The 21,472-nt window shown below is 65.4% G+C and carries 15 protein-coding genes; 8 read left to right on the top strand and 7 right to left on the bottom strand.

Going from position 1 to position 21,472, the window contains the following annotated elements; genetic code table 11:
• Positions 1 to 23: 23 nt before the first annotated feature.
• A complete protein-coding gene (locus CH278_RS13845; protein WP_032365803.1) occupies positions 24 to 692 on the bottom strand; it encodes an HAD family hydrolase in 669 nt (222 codons plus the stop codon).
• Positions 685 to 4,254, bottom strand: a complete 3,570-nt coding sequence (gene metH / locus CH278_RS13840; protein WP_094622153.1) for a methionine synthase — start codon at positions 4,252 to 4,254, stop codon at positions 685 to 687. Before metH ends, CH278_RS13845 begins: the two co-directional genes overlap by 8 nt.
• 104 nt (positions 4,255 to 4,358) lie before the next feature.
• Here metH and CH278_RS13835 point away from each other — a divergent pair, with 104 nt between their 5' ends.
• From CH278_RS13835 to CH278_RS13800, 8 genes are all read left to right on the top strand, one after another.
• Complete coding sequence (locus CH278_RS13835) at positions 4,359 to 5,339, top strand: PAC2 family protein (RefSeq protein WP_228139408.1); 981 nt, start codon at positions 4,359 to 4,361, stop codon at positions 5,337 to 5,339.
• Positions 5,340 to 5,440: 101 nt separating this feature from the next.
• The gene (locus tag CH278_RS13830; protein ID WP_094622152.1) at positions 5,441 to 5,788 is read left to right on the top strand and encodes a molybdopterin oxidoreductase; all 348 of its coding nucleotides are present in this window, start codon (positions 5,441 to 5,443) and stop codon (positions 5,786 to 5,788) included.
• Positions 5,788 to 8,277 (top strand): nitrite reductase large subunit NirB, encoded by a 2,490-nt coding sequence (gene nirB, locus CH278_RS13825; RefSeq protein ID WP_094622151.1) that lies wholly within the window; start codon positions 5,788 to 5,790, stop codon positions 8,275 to 8,277. Before CH278_RS13830 ends, nirB begins: the two co-directional genes overlap by 1 nt.
• A complete protein-coding gene (locus CH278_RS13820; protein ID WP_094622150.1) occupies positions 8,274 to 8,573 on the top strand; it encodes a Rieske (2Fe-2S) protein in 300 nt (99 codons plus the stop codon). Before nirB ends, CH278_RS13820 begins: the two co-directional genes overlap by 4 nt.
• A 158-nt stretch (positions 8,574 to 8,731) precedes the next feature.
• Positions 8,732 to 10,207, top strand: a complete 1,476-nt coding sequence (locus tag CH278_RS13815; protein ID WP_306436699.1) for a TIGR02677 family protein — start codon at positions 8,732 to 8,734, stop codon at positions 10,205 to 10,207.
• Positions 10,204 to 11,619 (top strand): DUF2398 family protein, encoded by a 1,416-nt coding sequence (locus CH278_RS13810; RefSeq protein WP_032370531.1) that lies wholly within the window; start codon positions 10,204 to 10,206, stop codon positions 11,617 to 11,619. The genes CH278_RS13815 and CH278_RS13810 overlap by 4 nt, the downstream gene beginning before the upstream one ends.
• A gap of 4 nt (positions 11,620 to 11,623) precedes the next feature.
• On the top strand, positions 11,624 to 15,808 hold the full coding sequence (locus tag CH278_RS13805; RefSeq protein ID WP_094622148.1) for a TIGR02680 family protein: 4,185 nt from the start codon (positions 11,624 to 11,626) through the stop codon (positions 15,806 to 15,808).
• A complete protein-coding gene (locus tag CH278_RS13800) occupies positions 15,798 to 17,036 on the top strand; it encodes a DUF2399 domain-containing protein (protein WP_179274570.1) in 1,239 nt (412 codons plus the stop codon). Before CH278_RS13805 ends, CH278_RS13800 begins: the two co-directional genes overlap by 11 nt.
• Here CH278_RS13800 and mshC read toward each other — a convergent pair.
• The 5 genes from mshC to CH278_RS13775 all read right to left on the bottom strand — a co-directional run bounded on the left by mshC (position 17,033) and on the right by CH278_RS13775 (position 21,409).
• The gene (mshC, locus tag CH278_RS13795) at positions 17,033 to 18,274 is read right to left on the bottom strand and encodes a cysteine--1-D-myo-inosityl 2-amino-2-deoxy-alpha-D-glucopyranoside ligase (protein WP_027497069.1); all 1,242 of its coding nucleotides are present in this window, start codon (positions 18,272 to 18,274) and stop codon (positions 17,033 to 17,035) included. The two genes, CH278_RS13800 and mshC, sit on opposite strands and share 4 nt — an antisense overlap.
• Positions 18,275 to 18,298: 24 nt before the next feature.
• Positions 18,299 to 19,072 (bottom strand): SCO1664 family protein, encoded by a 774-nt coding sequence (locus CH278_RS13790; protein WP_167328042.1) that lies wholly within the window; start codon positions 19,070 to 19,072, stop codon positions 18,299 to 18,301.
• 35 nt (positions 19,073 to 19,107) lie between these two features.
• The gene (locus CH278_RS13785) at positions 19,108 to 19,698 is read right to left on the bottom strand and encodes a DUF3090 domain-containing protein (RefSeq protein ID WP_027497067.1); all 591 of its coding nucleotides are present in this window, start codon (positions 19,696 to 19,698) and stop codon (positions 19,108 to 19,110) included.
• Positions 19,699 to 19,833: 135 nt separating this feature from the next.
• Positions 19,834 to 20,553: a histidine phosphatase family protein gene (locus CH278_RS13780; protein ID WP_027497066.1), complete on the bottom strand. Its 720-nt coding sequence runs from the start codon at positions 20,551 to 20,553 to the stop codon at positions 19,834 to 19,836.
• Positions 20,554 to 20,578: 25 nt separating this feature from the next.
• Entirely contained in the window at positions 20,579 to 21,409 is an 831-nt protein-coding gene (locus tag CH278_RS13775; protein ID WP_032365850.1) for an undecaprenyl-diphosphate phosphatase, read from the bottom strand.
• Between the last annotated feature and the right edge of the window lie 63 nt (positions 21,410 to 21,472).

Here is a 21,472-nt window from a genome sequence, read left to right as displayed (position 1 = left end):
CAATTCGGTCGAGATTCGAGGAGTCAGGCCGCCCAGGCCCGCCGGACGTCGTCGGCGGTCAGTCCGACCAGACCGTCGCGGATGGTGTAGCCCGGCGCTGCCGGAACCGCCACCTCAGACGGGACGACCAGTACCGGGCAGCCTGCAGTATGTGCGGACAGGGAGCCTGTCGGAGAATCCTCCACTGCAAGGCAGGCACCGACGTCGACGCCGAGCAGTGCGGCACCCCGCAGGTACGGTGCCGGGTGCGGTTTCCCGAACTCGACCTCGTCGCCGCTGACGGTGATGTCGAAATAGTCGCGCCCGAGTGTCTCCAGTGCACGCTCGACGAGCCCACGTTCGGTGTTGGTGACCAATCCGGTCGCTAGGCCCATGTCGCGTACGAGAGCAAGAGCATCCTTGGCACCGGGCCGCCACGGAATGCCTTCGGCGAACATGTCGCCGACGCGCGTGGTCAACCACTCGCGGCCCTCGGCCAGGTTGTCGTCGGTGACCGCAACCGACGCATTGGCGAGCACTTTGCGCAAGGCGTCTCGCATCGAATTGCCGAGGGTGCTCTCGCGTACTTCCGCGCTGAGTTCGGTTCCCAGTGTGCGGGAGTACTCACCGATGGCCACGTCCCAGATCTTCTCCGAGTCGAGCAGGGTGCCGTCCATGTCCCACAGGACACCGTGCAGGTGGGTTCTAGACATTGAAGTACTTGGCCTCCGGGTGGTGAAGTACGAACGCATCGGTCGACTGTTCGGGGTGCAGCTGCAGTTCCTCGGAGAGCTTGACGCCGATTCGCTCGGGTTCGAGGAGTGCGGCGAGCTTGATCCGGTCCTCGAGATCGGGGCATGCCCCGTAGCCGAACGAGTAACGAGCTCCGCGGTATTCGAGTTTGAAGTACCCCTCGGCCTCGGTGGGGTCCTCTGCGGCGACCGATTTGCCGTCGGACAGTTTCAGTTCCTCGCGCACTCGGCGATGCCAGTATTCGGCGAGAGCCTCGGTCAGCTGAACTCCGATCCCGTGCACCTCGAGGTAGTCGCGGTACGCGTCGGCTGCGAACAATTCGTTCGCGAAGTCCGCGATGGGCTGCCCCATGGTGACCAGGTTCATCGGCAGCACGTCCACTTGCCCGGATTCCCTTGCCGCAGTGCGTGATCGGACGAAGTCCGCGATGCAGAGGAAGCGGTCGCGGTGCTGACGCGGAAACGTGAACCGAAAGCGTTCGGGCGCATCGGGTTCGGGCTCGGTGAGTACGACGACGTCGTCGCCCTCCGAAACGGCCGGGAAGTATCCGTACACCAATGCAGCGTGCGCGAGAATGCCGTCCGTGCTGAGCCGATCCAGCCAATACCGAAGGCGCGGTTTGCCTTCCGACTCCACCAGATCCTCGTAGGTGGCGCCCTCGCCCTTGCGGGCTCCTCGCAGGCCCCACTGCCCCAGGAACAGTGCACGTTCGTCGAGCAGGCCCGAATAATCGGCCAGGGACACGCCTCGGACGATGCGGGTGCCCCAGAACGGCGGTGCCGGAATGTCGATGTCCGCGGCGACGTCGGATCGCTCGGGTACCACGACCGGAGCCTCGGCGGCCTTGCGCTTCTCCGCGATGCGCTTGGACCTCTCGTGACGTTCCTTGCGCTCGGCAGCCTTGGCTTTCGCTTCGAGTGCCTCCGGACTGTCGGGGGCCGGACCGCCACCGCGTTTGGTGGTCATGATGGTGTCCATCAAACGCAGGCCTTCGAACGCGTCCCGCGCATAGTGCACGTCGCCTTCGTACACGTCCTGCAGATCGTTCTCGACGTACGACCGCGTCAACGCAGCACCGCCGAGGAGCACCGGAAATTGCTCTGCCACGCCGCGGGAGTTGAGCTCGATCAGGTTGTCCTTCATGACCACCGTCGACTTCACCAGCAGACCGGACATGCCGATCACGTCTGCGCGTTTGTCCAACGCGGCTTCGAGAATGGTCGAAATCGGCTGCTTGATACCGAGATTGACAACTTCGTAGCCGTTGTTGCTCAGGATGATGTCGACGAGGTTCTTGCCGATGTCGTGCACGTCGCCCTTGACGGTACCGAGCACGATGCGACCCTTGCCGTCGTCGTCCGTCGCTTCCATGTGTGGCTCCAAGTACGCCACGGCAGCCTTCATCACCTCGGCGGACGCCAGCACGAACGGCAGCTGCATCTGGCCGGAACCGAACAGCTCGCCGACGGTCTTCATGCCCGACAGCAACGTCTCGTTGATGATCTCGAGCGGCGGCTTCTCGGCCATCGCGGCGTCCAGATCTGTGTCGAGGCCGTTGCGTTCGCCGTCGACGATGCGGCGTTCGAGCCGCTCGAACAACGGCAGCCGACCCAGTTCCTCGGCACGCGACTCCCGGGCCGATGCTGCCGAGACGCCCTCGAACAGCTGCATGAGCTTCTGCAACGGGTCGTAGCCTTCGCGGCGGCGGTCGTACACCAGATCCAGAGCGGTCTCGCGTTGCTCGTCGGGAATCTTGTTCATCGGCAGGATCTTCGACGCGTGCACGATGGCGGTGTCGAGGCCGGCCTGGGTGCACTCGTGCAGGAAGACCGAGTTCAGCACCTGCCGGGCAGCAGGATTGAGGCCGAACGAGATGTTCGACAATCCGAGGGTGGTGTGCACCTTCGGATACTTCTCCTTGAGCTGCCGAATGGCCTCGATGGTCTCGATGCCGTCGCGTCGAACCTCTTCTTGGCCGGTGGAGATCGGGAAGGTGAGCGTGTCGACGATGATGTCCTCGTGGCGCAGGCCCCAGTTCTCGGTGATGTCGGTGATCAGACGATCGGCGACACGCACCTTCCATTCGGCAGTACGCGCCTGCCCCTCCTCGTCGATGGTCAGAGCGACCACGGCGGCACCGTGTTCCTTGACCAGACGCATGATCTTCTGGAACCGCGAGTCGGGACCGTCGCCGTCCTCGTAGTTGACCGAGTTGACGGCGCTACGTCCACCGAGGTGCTCGAGGCCGGCTTCGAGCACGGCCGGTTCGGTGGAGTCGAGCATGATCGGCAGCGTCGACGCAGTCGCCAATCTGCTGGCGAGTGCCGCCATGTCGGCGGCACCGTCGCGGCCGACGTAGTCGACGTTGAGGTCCAACATGTGCGCGCCGTCGCGGGTCTGATCCTTGGCGATGTCGAGGCACTTCTCGTAGTCCTCGGCGAGCATCGCGTCACGAAATGCCTTGGAGCCGTTGGAGTTGGTGCGCTCGCCGATCATCAGGATGCTGGCGTCCTGCTCGAACGGCACTGCGGTGTAGAGCGAGGAGACGCCCGGCTCCGGGGCCGGCTGCCGTTCCAGCTTCGTCGCCCCGTGCACCATGTCGGCAACCTGACGAATGTGCTCGGGGGTGGTGCCGCAGCATCCGCCGACGAGTGCCAGCCCGTACTCGCGGACGAAACCGCTCAGAGCGTCGGCCAATTCGGGGGCGGTCAGTGGGTATTCGGCACCCTTCGCGCCCAACGTCGGCAGTCCGGCATTGGGCATCACCGATACCGGAAGACGGGAATGCTTGGACAGGTGGCGCAGGTGTTCGCTCATCTCGGCGGGGCCGGTGGCGCAGTTCAGTCCGATCATGTCGATGCCCAGCGGTTCGAGCGCGGTGAGGGCTGCACCGATCTCGCTGCCGACCAGCATTGCGCCCGTCGTCTCGACCGTCACATGGGTGATGATCGGGATTCGGACGCCGAGCTTGTCCATGGCGTGCTGGCTACCGATGATCGCGGCCTTGACCTGCAGGAGGTCCTGGCACGTCTCGACCAGAATGGCGTCGGCACCGCCGTCGATCATTCCGAGCGCAGCCTCGGTATACGCATCGCGCAGCCGTGCGAACGGGGCATGGCCGAGTGTGGGGAGCTTGGTTCCGGGGCCCATGGAACCCAGGACGTACCGATCCATCCCGTCGCGGCCGGGTCCCATTTCGTCCGCAGTCTCCCGGGCGAGCCGGGTGCCTTTCTCGGCCAACTCGCGGATTCGATCCTCGATGTCGTAGTCGGCCAGGTTGGGCAGGTTGCATCCGAACGTGTTCGTTTCCACGGCGTCTGCGCCGGCCGCGAAGTACTCGCGATGAATCTCGCGCAGCACGTCGGGCCTGGTGTGGTTCAGAATCTCGTTGCATCCCTCGAGGCCGAGAAAGTCGTCGAGAGTGAGGTCGGCGTCCTGGAGCATCGTGCCCATTGCTCCGTCGCCGATGACAACGCGACGTGAAATCGCATCGAGCAGACCGGGCTTGTGTTGATCGGGCATCACTACAGAGTAGTGGGCACCACGGTTACCTCGAGTCGTAGGCTGTCGTGGTGAGTCCCCGAAACCTCGATGATCAGTCCCCGCCCGACGACGGTACCGACAAAATGGACAAATCAGGTGCCGACGCGGACATCCCCTTGGACGCCGCGCTGATCGAGGCCGTGCAGGATGCTGTGGCGAACGCCACAGACGCCGACGCCGATTACGACGAGGACGATCTGGACGACGACATTCCCGAGCTGCGCTCCCCCATCCTGGTGGCTGCTTTCGAGGGCTGGAACGACGCAGGCGATGCGGCGAGCGGCGCGGTCGAACATCTGGAGCTGATCTGGGACGCCAGCCCACTGGCCGAGCTGGACTCCGAGGACTACTACGACTACCAGGTCAATCGGCCGACCGTTCGTCAGGTCGACGGGGTCACCCGAGAGATCGAGTGGCCGTCGACTCGATTGTCGGTGTGTTCACCGCCCGGCAGCGACCGTGACGTGGTCCTGTTGCGCGGTATCGAGCCCAACATGCGGTGGCGCAGCTTCTGCGACGACCTGCTCGAGTTCGTCGAGCAGCTGGGCGTCGAAACCGTCGTCATTCTCGGCGCGCTACTGGCGGACACCCCGCACACCAGGCCGGTTCCGGTGACCGGCACCGCCTACAGCACCGAGTCGGCCGAACAGTTCAACCTGGAGCAGACCCGCTACGAGGGGCCCACCGGTATCACCGGCGTTCTGCAGGACGAATGTGTCAAGGCAGGGGTGCCGGCCGTGTCGTTCTGGGCTGCTGTCCCCCATTACGTGTCACAGCCACCGAATCCGAAGGCCACCGTGGCGTTGCTGCAGCGGGTCGAAGACGTACTCGACATCGAGGTGCCGCTCGGCGAGCTGCCCACGCAGGCCGAGGAGTGGGAGGAGGCGGTCAACGAGATGACCAAAGAGGACGAGGAGATCAGCGAGTACGTGCGCAGCCTCGAGGAGCGTGGTGACGCCGAGGTGGACATGTCCGATGCGATCGCCAAGATCGACGGTGACGCCATCGCCGCCGAGTTCGAGAAGTACCTCCGGCGACGCGGCCCGGGCAACTTCGGGCTCTGACCCGAACGCACACGAGGAGCCGGGAGCCGGTGAGGTCTTTCTGATGCCGACGTAACGTCACCGCAGCGGTGGCGTCACCCCGACACCGGAGCCTCGTGGGTATGGCCAGCACACCGCGATTTCTGCAAGGCGTCTTCTCCTTCACCGGCAACGGTCTGGACAAGCCCGAGTTGATCGATCCCAGCCTGAGTTTCGTCGTCCCCGAGGGGGTGACGGCTCAGCCGCTGTACTTCCGGGGCGGTAATTCGAGCGATGAACTGGTGGTCGTGACCTTGCTGCGCGACGGCAGCCCGATGCGTATGTTCCCGATGGGGGCCAAGAGCGGCGTCAACATTCCGTTGCGGGTCGTCGAGGACGTCGATCCCGATACCGTGCTCAAGCTGGTGATCGCGGCCCCTGCCGGAACCAGCGGAGAGGTCGTCGTCGACTTCGGTCTGGTGCTGGTCTGATGACTGCGGGAAAACAGCGATTGCTGGTGATCGGCAACGGAATGGCCGGTGCCCGGACGGTAGAACAGATCCTCGAGCGAGACGGCAGCTCGCTGTTCGACATCACGATGATCGGCGACGAACCGTACGGCAATTACAACCGCATCATGCTCTCCCACGTGCTGTCCGGTGAGGCCACCGTCGACGACGAGGATCTCGTTCTCAACCCCATGAGTTGGTACAGCGAGAACGGCGTGACGTTGCACGTGGGCGATCGAGCCGTGTCGCTCGACCGGTTCTCCAAAACGGTTGTCTGCGAAAGCGGTCGGTCCGTCGACTACGACGTACTGATCATCGCCACTGGTAGCAACACGTTCTTCCCGAACATGGACGGTCTGCGCGAGTCCGACGGCAGGCTGGCACGTGGGGTGTTCGGATTCCGCACGATCGCCGACACCAACGGCATGTTGCAGATGGCGCAGTCGCGCGACGACGTGTCGGCGGTGGTGATCGGCGGCGGACTGCTCGGTCTCGAAGCAGCGTACGGACTGCGGACGCAGGGACTGGACGTGAACGTGGTGCACTCCCCCGGGCACCTGATGAACCAGCAGCTCGACGAGCGCGGTGGACGAGTGTTGCGCAACAAGATCGAGTCGCTGGGCGTCGGTGTCCACACCTCGAAGAGGACCACCTCGGTGTTGCGGTCGGACGACGGTACCGTCATCGGCGTCGGTTTCAACGACGGCACCTCGCTGGACGCCGACATGGTCGTCGTGACCGCCGGAATTCGGCCCAGTGTCGATTTTGCCCGCGCCGGCGGCCTGGTCATCGAACGCGGAATCGTCGTCGACGACCAATTACGTTGCGAGGACGAGGGTTCCATCTATGCCGTCGGCGAATGCTGTCAGCACCGCGGTGAGGTGTACGGCCTCGTCGCGCCCCTCTGGGAGCAGGCCGCTGTCCTGGCCGATGTACTCACCGGTGCCGATCCCGCTGCCGCGTATCACGGTTCGCGTCTGACGACCAAGCTCAAGGTGGCCGGCGTCGACGTCGCGTCGATGGGGATCACCGCGCCCGAGCGCGACGACGACGAATTCGTTCAGTTCTACGAACCACGCAGTGGCACGTACAAATCGGTCATCGTGCGGAACAACAAGCTCGTCGGCGCCACCCTGCTGGGCGACATCTCCAAGGCCAACTTTCTCACCCAGGCGTTCGACGAGAAGGTGCCGCTGCCCGACGAGCGCATCAGCATGCTCTTCGACATGGGAACGCCCTCTGCGGCAACAGGAGCCGCCGAACTGGCAGACGACGTTCAGGTGTGCAACTGCAACGGCGTCACCAAGGGCGCCATCGTGGCCTGCGTGCACGCCGGCGCCAAGAATCTGAGCGACGTGACCGCGAAGACCCGAGCAGGCAAGGGATGTGGGTCCTGCACGGGGTTGGTGAAAGACATCATCGCGTGCGCAGCCGGTGGCGCGGTCGAAGCGGAACCCACCGCAGACCGGTACGTGCCGTGTATCCCGATGACGAAGCCGGAACTGATCGAAGCGATCAGGTCGCGAGACCTCCGGGCAGTCTCGCAGGTGTTCACGGCGCTTGCGACCGACGGCGTCGAGGACGCCGCCGCCAAGATGCCGCTGGCGTCACTGCTGCGCACCGTCTGGGGTCCGGATTGGGTGGACGAGCGCGGCGCACTGTTCATCAACGACCGGGTGCACGCCAACATTCAGCGGGACGGCACGTTCTCGGTGGTGCCGCAGATGAAGGGTGGCGTCACCACCCCGGATCAACTGCGCAAGATCGCCGACGTCGCCGACAAGTACCACGTCCCGCTGGTCAAGGTCACCGGCGGACAGCGCATCGACCTCCTCGGGATCAAGAAGGAAGACCTACCCAAGGTGTGGGGCGATCTGGACATGCCCTCCGGCTTCGCCTACGGCAAGAGCATGCGCACGGTGAAAACCTGTGTGGGCAGCGATTTCTGCCGCTTCGGTCTCGGCGACTCGACGGCTCTCGGCATCGCGCTCGAAGAGCGGTTCCAAGGCTTGGAGACTCCCGCGAAACTCAAACTCGCGGTCGCCGGCTGCCCGCGCAACTGCTCGGAGGCGCTGTGCAAGGACTTCGGCGTGGTCTCGGTCGGCGAGGACAGGTGGGAGATCTACGTCGGCGGCGCGGCCGGGGCTCACATCCGCAAGGGAGATCTGTTGGCCACCGTGACAGGAGCCGAGGAGGTGATGACAGTGGCAGGCAGATTCATCCAGCACTATCGGGAGAACGCGCAGTGGCTCGAACGGACGTACGCCTGGGTTCCGCGCGTCGGCTTGGAGGAACTGCAGAGCGTTCTGATCGACGACCGTGACGGCATCGTCGCCGGACTCGACGAGCGACTGCAAACATCGGTCGACGGCTACGTGGACCCATGGCAGGACCGCACGGCACCCAAATCGCCCGCGCAGTTCGCACCCTCGCTGCCACTGCTCCCGCTGCCGCAGGTGCCGGTCCGATGAGCGTGCCGGTGGGAGCGTTGGAAGATCTGACTCCCGGCGAGGGTCGGGCCTACGTCGTGGACGGTAAGCAGGTGGCGGTGTTCCTGCTCGGTGACGGTTCGGTGCGCGCGATGGACGCCGTCTGCCCGCACCGAGGCGGACCACTGGCCGACGGCCAGATCGACGGGTCCGTAGTCGTCTGCCCACTTCATCAATACGCCTTCTCTCTCGACGACGGCACCTGCCCGAGCGGCATCGACCCGGTGCGCACCTACCCCGCGGCCGTGGTGAACGGAAAAGTGACCGTGGAGCTGTAACCGGCACGGTCGAACAACTGGCACTCCTACCCCCAGGGTCATTCCGCAGGCTCCACTCCTCCCACCAGGGTCATTCCGCAGGCTCCACTCCTACCCCCTACCCTGTTCCAGTGACCGAATCAGGCGAGGACGCACGGCTGGGTGCCGCGAATGCGTTCGTGGAGGAAGACCGTCTCGGTCTCTTCTCGTTCGCCGTCGCCGAGAAAAGATCCGAATACCTGGCAGTACTGCGGGCGTTCGACACCGCTCGCGCGAACTACGTGGTGTTGCTGCACTCGGGCGAGGTCGCCGATCTCATCGCTCGTAGCCCCGGGCGTCACGACGCGCTGACCACACTGGACATCGCACCCCTGCTCGATCAACTCCACGCCTGGGGTCTGCTCGAACGCAGCTACGACGGCACCCGCGCCGCGACCCTTGCCGAATACCGCAACCGGCACTTCGTCTACCAGTTCGGTCAGGCCGGCTACAAGGCCTACCGTGCGGTCGAGGACGTGCTCGGTGCGCGCCTGGACGACGCCTCGCTGTCCCGGCTGGTGCTCCCCGAGCTGCTGGCCGACATGCACGAGCTGGCCGAGGCGAACCGTCAGGCCGACGGCGACCGCATCTACCGCAAGCTCAGCAGACTCGATTCGACGTTGTCGGAGATGGCGACCCGCGCCGCCCACTTCTATCTGGTGCTGGGCGACCTGGTGCGCACCACCGAGATCACGCCCGAATCGTTCTTGGCGCACAAGGATGCACTGCTCACGCACATGCGTGAGTTCAGCTCCGATCTCACCCGCTATGCCCCCAAGTTGGCGGAAGCGATCGCACTCGTCGAGAGCACCGGCATCGAGGAACTCGTCGACCGTGCCGCGATCAGCGACGAACGAGTCTTTCTCTCCGTCGACGAGCGGCGAGCGGACTGGACCGACCGATGGGCCGGGTTGTCGCACTGGTTCGTCGCGGCCGAATCCGAGCTCAGCGAATCCGAGCGCCTCCGCGAGGGCACGATGAGCGCGATCGCTGCTGTGCTGTCACTGCTGCGGCGCGTCACCGAAACTCGTAAGGGTGGTGTGAGTCGCGAAAGCCAACTGCGTCACCTGGCCGGCTGGTTCGCTGCTGCTCCCACCGAGGACAGCGCACATGCTCTGTTTCACGCCGTGTTCGGCCTCGGCCGACCCCGGCACCTGTCGATGGTCCATCCCGACGCCGACATCATCCCCATGTCCCGATCATGGTGGGAGGCACCGCCGGTCGAAATCTCGCGCACGCTGGCCGAGACAGGACGTACTCCGACCCCCGGCGTTCCAGGGCGGGTACAGCGCAACGACGGCGGCATCAGACGACTGCGCGAGCAGCAACTCGAGTCGCAGCGATCGCGCAGTGCCGCGGCGCAGTCGCTCGCCTCGGCCGGAATCCACGACCGCATTCTGAACGAGCAGGAAACCGAAGTGTTGCTGAGCCTGCTCAACGCCGCGTTGACTGCCCGGGTACGCGTGAGCGGACGCACCTCGGACTCGTCCGGATCGGACAGTGGCGTGCGCCTGACGCTGAGCGACAGCGATCGTTCGACGATCGTGCGCACCAGCCGTGGCCGATTGCATCTGGACCGCCTCGCCCTCGACGTCAGTGAGGTGGCGCGCCGGTGAGAGCACGTGAGATCTCCTCGCTCGCTCTGGATTCCTACCAGCGGGCTGCCCGAGTCGCATTGTCCAATCACCTGGTCACCGCGACGTACCCCGATCGAATCGCGTTACCGCTGCTGCGCAGGTGGGCAACCGAACTGCGTGAGGATCTCCTGGAGCTGTTCGGCTACCGCTTCGAGGTCACCGAGACGACCGCGCGTCTGTTCCCCGTGATCGATCGTCTCGACGACAGTCAACCCGCGCGAACGCCGTCCGAGCGGGTGTTCGACCGCCGCAGGTACGCGTATCTGGCGCTGGCGCTTGCCGCGCTCGGTCGGGCCGGAAACCAGATCACTCTGTCCGAACTCGCCGATCACGTGGCGACGGAGTCGAGTCAGGTGGACGGCGTCGAACTCACGACCGACCGCGCGAGCGACCGAGACGCATTCGTCGACGCGATCGGATGGCTGGCCACGCGTGGTGCGATCTCGCTGGCCGACGGCGACGCCACGGGCTGGGCGAACAATCCGACGGCCGGTGAGGCCCTGTACGACATCGACCGATCGGTGGTCGTCGCGATGTTTCGGCCGCCGCGTGCCGTGCAGCACCTGCGTTCGATTCGTGGCCTGCTGGCCGGCTCGGATGCCCCGATCGATCCCGAGGATTCCGATCTCGGACACATCGAGTCCGGGCGTGAGGCAGACCCGAAGGAAACGCTGCGTGCGGTACGCCGAGCGTTGGTCGAACACCCCGTCGTCTATCTCGACGATCTCGACGGAGACGCACGCACCGCCCTGACCGCCTCGCGCACCGTCGCCGACGTCGAGTTGCTCACCGGTCTCGTTGCCGAGCGTCGCGCCGAGGGTGTGGCCCTCATCGACACCTCGGGACGGTTGTCCGACCACCGCTTTCCCAGCACCGGAACGATCGCTCAGGTTGCGTTGCTCATCGCGGGAGAAATCTCCGATCGGGTCGTGGATCCTGACGCTCCGGCGCTCACAACGCATCCGCTACCTGCGAGCGACCTACTCGTCGAACAGCTGGACGACGCGATCCCCGGCGGCGGAATCTTCGGCGACCTGGCCGATTTCGGATTTCCCGCCGATCCGACGACGGTCGAGAACTCGGCGGAGCGCACACAGTACCCGCTGATCGAGGACAGTTGGCTGGTCTCGGTCGTCGACGATCTCGTGGACCGATTCGGTCGCACGTTCGCGGCGCAGTGGCAGACCGACCGGGACGGTCTACGCATCCGTGCGATTGCGCTGTTGCATCGACTTCGCTTGATACACAGCGTATCCGGCGGCGTGTTGGTGCTACCGGTGATCGCTCGGTACCGAGACGTGATGGTCAGCGTGCGTGACCGAGCCCCGCAGGACTCGCTCTTCGGCACCGAACAAGCCCCCAGTACCGATCCATCCGAAGTAGAGGCCTGAGTAGATGACCGCACACTCGAATCGCTTTAGGCCCACGCGCGCCGGAATCGTCAACCTGTGGGACTACCGGGATCAGGAGTTCTCCTTCGCCGACGGTCGATTGGTGCTGCGTGGTCCCAACGGATCCGGCAAGACCAAAGCGCTCGAAGTGCTGTTTCCCTTCGTCCTCGACGGCCGGATCGAGCCGCGCCGACTCAACCCGTTCGCCGGTGAAGAACGAACGATGAAGTCCAACCTGCTCTACCGAGGGCAGGAAAGCGCACATTCGTACGTGTGGATGGAATTCGGCCGCGGCTCGCGCGAGGACCCCGAATCGGTGACCGTCGGAATCGGTATGCGGGCGAGCCGCCACAACGACAAGGTGACCCGCTGGTACTTCGTGGCCGACGGCCGAGTGGGCGTCGACTTCTCGTTGTTGGGCTCCGACGACCGGCCGCTGACGAAGAAGCAGTTGGCCGAACAACTCGGCAGCGATGCACTGACCGATCGTCCGGTCGACTACCGCGCCGCGATCGATGCCCGAATGTTCGGGCTCGGCGCGCAACGGTACGACCAGTTGATCAATCTGATTCTGACACTTCGCCGTCCGCAGTTGGCCAAGAATCTCGATCCGAAAGGGTTGTCCCAGGCGCTGACCGACGGTCTGCGTCCCCTCGACGAGCAACTGGTGCTCGAGGCAGCACGTTCCTTCAGCGACATGGAGGAAGTCGGACGCGCGCTGGAGGGACTGGCCCAAGCCGATCAGGCGGCCAGGAACTTCGTGTCGGTCTACTCCAAATACCTTCGCGTACAGACCCGTTCGGATGTCGAGCAAGTCTCGCGTCGGCTCGAAGCCGTGACGCACGCGACCACCGCGCACTTCGCCGCCGCCGCCCTGAAGGACCGGCGTCTGCTGGAACGGGCGGCCGCAGAGACGCGGTTCGACGAGGCCGAGCGTGCGCTCGATCAGGCCGTCGCAGACCGAGAAACCCTGCAGCGCTCGAGCGCGTACGAGGGCAAGCAGCAACTGGACGATCTCGCCGAATCCGCTGCGAAGCTGGAGGTCTCGACGGCGCAGCAGGCCGATCGCGCACGCAAAGCGCAAGCAGAACTGGAGCAGCGTACGGCCGAGGCGGCCCGGGCGGATTCGGCACTCCGGGACTCCGTTGCCGGAGTGACTCGCGCGGAGGACGAGCTGCAGACTGCGGCCGAGGACGCGGGCATCGTGTGGACACCGCTGCCCGGGACGGCGCGCAGTGATCAGATCAGTACCGCGCTTCGTGGGCACGCCGAGGAACGGGACGGTGACGTACGTGCAGTGCGTGAGGCGCTGACTACCGTCGAGAAGGCGTCGACGGAACGCGCTCGCGCGGAGAAGGCCGCAACGAAGGCGCGCGAGTTGCTCGAAGCAGCCGCGGCTGCCGTCACCGAGGCCGAGGCGACGGTGGATCTGGAGAAGGCGCAGTTCGCTTCGGGTCTGCGGGCCTGGTGGTCGAGCAACTCGTCGCTCTACTCCTCCGCAGGCATCACCTCCGCTGTGTTCGAGGCCCTCGACGCAGCCCTGGCAGGCATCGGCGAAGACGACGCCCCGAGCCTGGAATCCGTGCTCGCCGAGCAGACCTCGGACGGTATCGACGCGATTCGCGCCCGGCAGGCACAGGCACGCGTCGACGTGGCCGCGCGCGAGGCCGAGGTGAAGGCGCTGCGGGGCGAACTGTCCCTGGTGCGAGCCGAACACGACGATGCCCCACCACCGTTCGCAGCGCGCACCGCTAGTCGAGTAGATCTCTCGGGCGCACCACTGTGGCAACTGGTTCGGTTTGCCGATGCGGTCTCCCCCACCGACGCGGCGGGGATCGAATCCGCACTGCAGGCCGCGAACCTGCTCGACGGGTGGATTCATCCGACCGCAGACTCCCCCGTCGACGCGACGTCGGAGCAATATCTGTCGCCGCTACCGGTGGCCGCGAGGCCGACCGGGTCGACGCTCGCCTCCGTGCTGGAACCCGAGCCCGGTACTGCCGTCCAGGAATCGCGAATCCTCGATGTACTGAATTCGATTGCATTGCAGCAGGATCGAAACGACCTCTCGGACAGTTCTGTCTCGATAGGCGTCGACGGTCGGTACTGGCAGGGAGTGCAGCAGGGTCGCCACGCAAAACCGGATGCCGAGTACATCGGTGCCACGGCGCGGGCGCGTCGGCGAGAGCAGCGCATCGCCGAGCTCGGTGCTGCGATCGATTCCGCGACAGCCGAACTCGCGACCGCGACCGCCGCCGAGCTGGCGGCACGCGAGCTGGTGCAGGCGTTGAACGCGGCCGCCAAGCAGCTCCCCCGAGTCTCGGCCATCGTGAAGGCGCAACGTGCCGTCACGGCAGCCGCAGGCGCGCTGCGCACCTCGAAAGATGCGTCTGCAGCGGCAGATCGAGAATTCGACCAAGCGATCGCCGACCTGTCCGCGAAAGAGAAACAACTGCGCTCCGTCGCCGTGGCCCATCGCACCCCGCACCTGGGCCGCGATGTCGATGCCCTCGCCGCAGCGATTCGCCATTTCGAGCATCAGGGCGCAGCGGTCATCCGTAAACGCAGCGACCACGCACGCGAGACCGAGCGGGCGCGCGAGGCCACCAACCGCCTCGAGGAGGCCACCGGACTGGCCGAGGAACTCGCCGAGGAAGCCGCGATAGCCGACGAGAGCTATCGGCAACAGCTGCAGCGTCTGGAATTGCTGAGCGAGAAACTCGGTGCCACGGCCGAACAGATCAACACCGATCTCGACAACGCGCGCGATCGCATCGAGAAGTGCCGAGCCGAGCAGCGAGCAGCCCGAAAGGCGGACAAGGAAGCCGGCGAGGCGATCGGCAAGGCCGAGGGTGCGTGCAACACGGCGCTCGAAAGCCTGCGCGCTGCCGTGACCGAGACCCTGGGTGATGCCGTCCGACTGGCACCGTACGCCCGCAAGGATCTGCTGCACATCCTCGGCGTGCACGAGACGTACACGTGGCCGGCCAGCGACTCGGCGTGGCTGACGGTCGAACAGATCCTGTATCGGGTTCAGCAGGCCGCCGGCCCCGACGACGACGTCCCGGTACTTCCACCGGTGGTGCTCGCGCTGCATTCGGCACTCGACACGGCGACGGCGTCGGTGAAAGTGACCGACTCGAGCCGGAAGTCGACACGAACGGCGCTGACGAGCGCACTGCAGGAGTTCGACTCGCAACTGGCCGCTTCCGGTCAGGACTACCGCCTGCAGTGGGACGCACCGGACGGGTTGACGGTGGTACGCGTGCAGGACGAGCAGGGCTATTCCTCGGTCGGAGACTTCGCCGACCGCATCGGTGCCGCCAGGGCCGACCAGGAACTGCTCTTGACCGAGCAGGAACGCCGAATTCTCGAAGACGCGCTGCTGACCGGGTTGGCGCAGCAGATTCACGAGCGCACCGTCGACGCGCGTGAGCTGATCGCACAGATGTCCGCCGAGATGAAGCAACGCCGTATGTCCTCGGGCAACACGATCGGCGTGCACTGGGTGCTCGCGGACAACCTCGACGACGGTGCGCGGGCAGTGTCCAAGCTGCTCGACCGCGATGCCTCGGCGCTGAGCCAGGACGATCTGGCCGCGATGCGCGCACACTTCGCATCGGAGATCAGGATCGCTCGTGCGGCACATCCGGAACGGTCGTATCCCGAGATCCTGTCCGCGACACTGGACTATCGTCGCTGGCGGGTGTTCGCGTTCACGCTCATCAGCGGCGACGGCAACGAGGATCGTCTGACCGTCGCTCGTCACAGTGCACTCTCGGGCGGTGAGCAATCGGTGTCGCTGCATTTGCCGCTGTTCGCCGCGGCGCACGTGATGCTCTCGTCCGCCGATCCGCATTCGCCGCGGTTGCTGGCGCTGGACGAGGCGTTCGCCGGTGTCGACGACAACGGTCGTAGCGAATTGCTCGGACTGAGTGTGCAATTCGACCTGGATCTGTTCATGACCGGTTACGACCTGTGGATCACCTACGCGGACGTCCCCGGTTGCGCGCACTACGATTTGGCGCACTCGACCGCCGAGAACACCGTCAGCGCAGCACTTCTGGTGTGGGAGAACGGTGAATTGTTCGCCGAACACGACGGCACCGACCTCGCAGCCGCCCTCGGATCACCGTTGACCCGCCGGGTGCCGACCCGAACCGAAGGTGGGCTGGAGTTTGGCCGGTAACAGTGAGTGGCGAGGCAGCGTCGAATTGGCGGCGCTGTTGGACGCTGCGCGAAAGAAGTTGGAGTCCAACTGGCTTCGTGTCGGCGGTAACATCACCGTCGACCTGAGTGATGCGCCGGAACTGTGGCGTCTGTGCAGTGCCATCTCGAAGTCCAACTCCAGCCTGCACTCTCGGGCACGGAGCACCCGGCTCGATCTCGAGCGGTTCGACGCATGGCTGAGCCATCCGCTCAACGGCGGTATCGGGCTGATCGACACCCTCGCCGGTCAGGCACCACTGCACGACAAGAAGCGCATTGCGGCCGACAAGGCTCAGGTGCGCGCCGATGCGCTCGATCGGGCGCGTGAGGCGCTGGGCGGTGGTGCAGATCGCGAGTGGATCGAGCACTGGATCGCGTCGTTGCTCAATCAGGACGGCACCCTCGGTGGCCGCGTCGCCGTCGACGCGCTCGGGGTCGCAACGCAAGTCCTGGCGCTGCTTCCGGTTGACGGGATGTCGCTCACCGAGCTGGCGGAACTGGCCACCGGTGATACCAAGGCCCTCACGGGCGGCGGTGCCGCGAAACTCGTCCTCGATGCATTGTCGTTGCGCGAGAACGTGCCTCGACCCGTCGATCCAGTGGGGATCAGAGCGCTGTGGGAAACGGCCGGAGTGTCGGTCGACGCCGTGTCGAGCCGGGTACTGGTTCTCGGCTACCGCGTCGTAGAGACCAACACGGTGGCTCGCTGGCTCAACGACGCAGCCGACGAGGGTGTGCCCTTTCCCGTCACCGTGGACATGCTCGCGCGCGGCCCTCTCACCAACAGCTCGTCGACCGTGTTCGTGTGCGAGAACGTCGCTGTGCTCGCGGCCGCAGCCCGCTCTCTCGGCTCGAACTGTGCCAGCTTGATCTGCACCGACGGTCAGCCCTCGGCCGCAGTGCATCGGCTGCTGGCTGCGCGCGCCCCCGGCACCACGATCGAATGGCGTGCCGACTTCGACTGGGCCGGAATGCACATGGTGACCCGCGCACTCACCCGGTACGACGCGGTGCCGTGGCGAATGGACGTCGACTCGTACCGCCGCGCACTGGACGCGCGCAACTCGGAACCACTGAAGGGGCATCCCACGGACACTCCGTGGGACCCGGAACTGGCTGCTGCACTGCGTGATTCGGGACGAGCGGTCATGGAAGAACGCCTGATCCCGGATCTGCTGGCGGATCTACGCCTGGGGGCCACGGACTAACGCAGCGGAACTCCGAGCAGCGCATCGACCGCATCGGCGAAAGTGCCGGGTGCGCTCGCATCCGATCCACCGCGCTCGACTGCGAAACTTGCCCACGCGTCGAGGGCGTCGAGAGCCTTGGGTGTGTCGAGGTCATCGGCCAGATGCTGACGCAGGCGGTTGACGACGTCGTCGGCCGACGCTGCGGACTCGAGCGCCGCTGCTCGGCGCCACAGCGCGAGGCGGGTGTGGGCTCGCTCGAGGACCTCGTCGGACCACGGCCGATCCTGGCGATAGTGGCCCGCGAGCAGGCCCAGCCGCACCGCGGCCGGATCGACGTTCTCTGCGCGGAGCTTCGAGACGAACACCAGGTTGCCGCGGCTCTTCGACATCTTCTCGCCGTCGAGACCGATCATTCCCGTGTGCACGTAGTGCCGGGCGAACCGAGGGTCACCGGTTGCCGCCTCGGCGTGTGCCGCCGAGAACTCGTGGTGCGGGAAGATGAGATCGCTTCCGCCGCCCTGGATGTCGAACCCGGTTCCGATGCGATTGAGTGCAATGGCAGCGCATTCGATGTGCCAGCCCGGTCGGCCGGGGCCCCACGGCGACGGCCACGACGGTTCGCCGGGACGTACCGCGCGCCAGAGCAGCGCATCGAGTGAATCGCGCTTGCCCGCACGATCGGGATCTCCGCCGCGTTCGGCGAAGAACGTGTCCATGGTGGGACGGTCGTAACCGGATTCGTAGCCGAACTGCTCGGTTGCGTCGGCACGGAAGTACACGTCGGGGTACTCGGCGTCGTCGACGACGTAGGCAGCGCCGGACGCCACCAGCTTCTCCACCAGTTCGACGACCTCCTCCACCGACTCGACGGCACCGATGTAGTCGTGCGGAGGCACGACCCGCAGAGCCTCCATGTCGGCGCGGAACAGCTCGATCTCGCGCGCACCGAGATCGCGCCAATCCTCACCGTCGCGATTCGCGCGCTCGAACAGCGGATCGTCGACATCGGTGACGTTCTGCACGTAGTGCACGTCGATACCCGCATCACGCCACAAGCGGTTGATCAGATCGAACGTCAGATACGTTGCCGCATGTCCCAGGTGGGTGGCGTCGTACGGGGTGATTCCGCAGACGTACATGCGAGCGGTCGAACCGGGGGTGACCGGACGGACCTGGCGATCTGCGGTATCGAACAACCGAAGCGCTGGACCCTGTCCTGGGATTGTCGGGATCTCCGGGCTGGACCAAGAATGCATGCAGCCGAGCCTATCCGAGCCCGTTCAGAAGGCGGGCCACGGTATCGGTCTGCTCGATCGAGGTTCCGGCATGACCGGGCGCGCGATCAGCTGCTGGGCCCGATCCAACACCGCAATGGTTTCGGCCAGCGTTATCTTGTCGACCAGCCGTGGAGCGATGACGGTGTCGAAGGTCTCGACGAACCGCACGACGTCGGCCATCAGAGCATCGTCGACCGCCTGGCCTGCCCACCCCCAGAGAACCGTGCGCAGCTTGTTCTCGGCGTGCAGGCAGATGCCGTGATCCACCCCGTAGACATAACCGTCGAGACCTTCGAGGGCATGCCCACCCTTGCGATCTGCATTGTTGAGAATGACGTCGAGAACCGCCATCCGCTGCAGGCGTGGATCGTCGGCATGGATCAGAGCGATCTCTTCGCCATCGCCGTCGTAGGCCTGCAACACCGGAATCCAGCCCGCCGGAACGAGATCGGGACGGCAGATGTCGACCAGGTCCACGCGGCCCTCGACCCGCTCCTCGGGAGTATCTATCCACTTCTGCACCATGCCGGGACCGAACGGACCGTCGCGCAGCACCGTGGGCGGAATCACGCCCCACCCGAGCGCCTCGGAGATCTCGTACGACGCCACCTCTCGCCCGGCGAGGGTGCCGTCGGGAAAGTCCCAGAGCGGCACCTCTCCGCGCACGGGTTTGTACACGCACCGCACTGCCGAGTCGCCGTCGCCCGCCTCGCACACGAGGGTGGCGTTGGACGCCGAAACCACCCGGCCGACGACAGTCAGCTCGCCGGTCTCCATGGTCTCGCGGCCCTCGAAGGGAGGTAGTTCGACGGTCAAGACTCGTCGACCTCTGTCACCGGACCGAAGGTGGCACCGCGGCGGTAGCCGTTCGTCCTGATGCAGACGTGTCCCTCGGGGGCGAGCGGCAGGCCGCACAGCGGGCACGGCGCTCGGCCGGCTGCCACAACCAGCTCGGACCGCGCTGCGAACTCGCGAGCCTGAACGGGTGTCAGAAACACTCGAACCGCGTCGGGGCCCTCGTCGGTGTCGTCGAGCACGACAGATTCGTCGACCTCGACCTCACTGACGGCCAACAACTCCACCACGACGGCATTGGCGTCGGCGTCCCAACCCAACCCCATCGTGCCGACCCTGAATTCGGTGTCGATCGGGGTCACCAACGGGCTGGTGTCGAGTGTCTCGGCCTCCTCGGTCGGCACATCGGTACCGAAGCGACGCTGCACCTCCTCGAGCAGCAGTCCCATTCGATCGGCCAGCACCTGTACCTGCTGCTTCTCCAACGCGACCGAAACCACTCGGGCATCGTGCACCGCCTGGAGAAAGAACGTTCGGTCACCCGGCTCACCTACGGTCCCGGCGACGAAACGATCAGGGGTGCGAAAAACGTGTATGGCGCGCGGCATTGCACCTCCTAACGACTCGAAAAGCTCCGCGAAACGAATCGCGAACTTCCATTATCGGCCACAGATCGACCGTGGACGGTATTGCTCGCCCTCCAGCCTGCCACCGATCGGGAGATCGGCGGCGAACCGGCATCTCTAGGTGCCCGCGCCGCCGCCCACCACTGCATCGGACGAGTCTGCAACGTCGGGTTTCGCGCCTGCTTCGTCGGACGTCGGCTCTTCCGCCTTCGGCACGAACACGCTCAAGTCGGATCCGGTGTCGTTGGTCCGCAACACGAACGGCCGAGTCGAGGTGTAGCGCACGACGCTGATCGACGCCGGATCGGCAACGATCCGCTGGAAAGAATCGAGATGGGCACCCATCGCATCGGACAGCACCGACTTGATCACATCCCCGTGAGAGCAGGCCACCCACAGCACATCCCGGCCGTGGTGGGCGGCCAGCCGCGCATCGTGCTCCCGTATCGCCTGGACCGCGCGTTGCTGCACCGTAGCCAAGCCTTCGCCTTCGGGGAACACCGCCGCGGACGGATGCTGCTGAACGACCTTCCACAGCGGCTCGGCCAGCAGCTCCTTGATGGTTCGACCGGTCCATTGTCCGTAGTCGACCTCGACGATCCTGTCCTCGACCATCGGAGTCAGCCCCAACCGAGTGGCCAGCGGTTCCACGGTCTGTTCGCACCGCAACAACGGAGAGCGCACGATCTCCACGACCGGGAGGACCCCCAGCCGTTCGGCAACCGCCTGTGCCTGCTCTCGGCCCCGGTCGTCGAGCTCCACCCCTTCGCTCCGACCTGCGAGCGTGCCCGCAGTGTTCGACGTCGAACGTCCATGGCGAAGCAAGATGACTGTCATTGCTCCGAGCCTAACGAGGAACGGTTCACGTAGCCGAGACAACCCCGCCGGCCAGCAGACCCAGAACAACGACACCGAGCACGATGCGGTAACCGACGAACCAGTACAGCGAATGGTTCGCGACGAACTTGAGCAGCCAGGCGATCGAGGCATAACCCAGGCCGAACGCGATGATCGTGGCCACCAGCAGCTGTGGTCCCGACGCGGCGAGGCCGGAGCCGACCGGCTCGAAAGCGTCGGGCAGCGAGAACAAGCCGGACGCCGTGACGGCCGGGATGGCGAGCAGGAACGAAAAGCGCACTGCAGCTTCGCGTTCGAGACCGAGGAACAGGCCGGCGCTGGTGGTGGCTCCGGAGCGGGACACTCCGGGAATCAGCGCCAGGCATTGAGCGAGGCCCATGACGATGCCGTCCCTGGTGGTGAGTTTCTCGATCGGCCGTTCCTTACGGCCCAGCCTCTCCGCGACGGCGATCACCACGGCGAAAGCGATCAGCATGAACGCGATGAGATACAGATTGCGCGCACCGGTGCGGATCTGATCCTTGAACAACAGACCCAGAATGCCGATCGGGATGGTGGCGATGATCACGTACCACCCCATGCGGTAGTCGAGACCCCGTTCTTCTTTCCTGCGCAATCCGACGAACCAGGCCTTGATGATTCTGACGATGTCGCGCCAGAAGAACAGCAGGACAGCGGCTTCGGTACCCAGCTGCGTCACCGCGGTGAACGACGCGCCGGCGTCCTCGTTCCAGAAGACCCCCGACACGATTCGCAGATGCCCGGAAGAGGAAATGGGAAGGAATTCCGTCAGCCCCTGGACTGCGCCGAGGATGATCGCCTGCAGCCACGTCATGTCGATCATGCGGCGCCCCGTCCCAGCGTCGAAGCGGACGATTCGATTGTTGCCGGCGCGTGG

Origin of the sequence: Rhodococcus sp. 05-2254-5, from assembly GCF_002258575.1 — a bacterium.
GTDB lineage: Bacteria > Actinomycetota > Actinomycetes > Mycobacteriales > Mycobacteriaceae > Rhodococcoides > Rhodococcoides fascians.
The sequence above is the reverse complement of the archived record's forward strand: the minus strand, read 5'-3'. Positions and strand labels throughout refer to the sequence as shown.

Excerpts from the sequence above, each read along its gene's own strand:
- CH278_RS13830 (WP_094622152.1), top strand. The coding sequence starts at position 5,441 with ATGGCCAGCACACCGCGATTTCTGCAAGGCGTCTTCTCCTTCACCGGC.
- CH278_RS13780 (WP_027497066.1), bottom strand. The coding sequence starts at position 20,553 with ATGACAGTCATCTTGCTTCGCCATGGACGTTCGACGTCGAACACTGCG.
- CH278_RS13845 (WP_032365803.1), bottom strand. The coding sequence starts at position 692 with ATGTCTAGAACCCACCTGCACGGTGTCCTGTGGGACATGGACGGCACC.
- CH278_RS13790 (WP_167328042.1), bottom strand. The coding sequence starts at position 19,072 with ATGGAGACCGGCGAGCTGACTGTCGTCGGCCGGGTGGTTTCGGCGTCC.
- CH278_RS13785 (WP_027497067.1), bottom strand. The coding sequence starts at position 19,698 with ATGCCGCGCGCCATACACGTTTTTCGCACCCCTGATCGTTTCGTCGCC.
- CH278_RS13775 (WP_032365850.1), bottom strand. The coding sequence starts at position 21,409 with ATGACGTGGCTGCAGGCGATCATCCTCGGCGCAGTCCAGGGGCTGACG.
- CH278_RS13820 (WP_094622150.1), top strand. The coding sequence starts at position 8,274 with ATGAGCGTGCCGGTGGGAGCGTTGGAAGATCTGACTCCCGGCGAGGGT.
- CH278_RS13835 (WP_228139408.1), top strand. The coding sequence starts at position 4,359 with ATGGACAAATCAGGTGCCGACGCGGACATCCCCTTGGACGCCGCGCTG.
- mshC (WP_027497069.1), bottom strand. The coding sequence starts at position 18,274 with ATGCATTCTTGGTCCAGCCCGGAGATCCCGACAATCCCAGGACAGGGT.
- metH (WP_094622153.1), bottom strand. The coding sequence starts at position 4,254 with ATGCCCGATCAACACAAGCCCGGTCTGCTCGATGCGATTTCACGTCGC.
- nirB (WP_094622151.1), top strand. The coding sequence starts at position 5,788 with ATGACTGCGGGAAAACAGCGATTGCTGGTGATCGGCAACGGAATGGCC.
- CH278_RS13805 (WP_094622148.1), top strand. The coding sequence starts at position 11,624 with ATGACCGCACACTCGAATCGCTTTAGGCCCACGCGCGCCGGAATCGTC.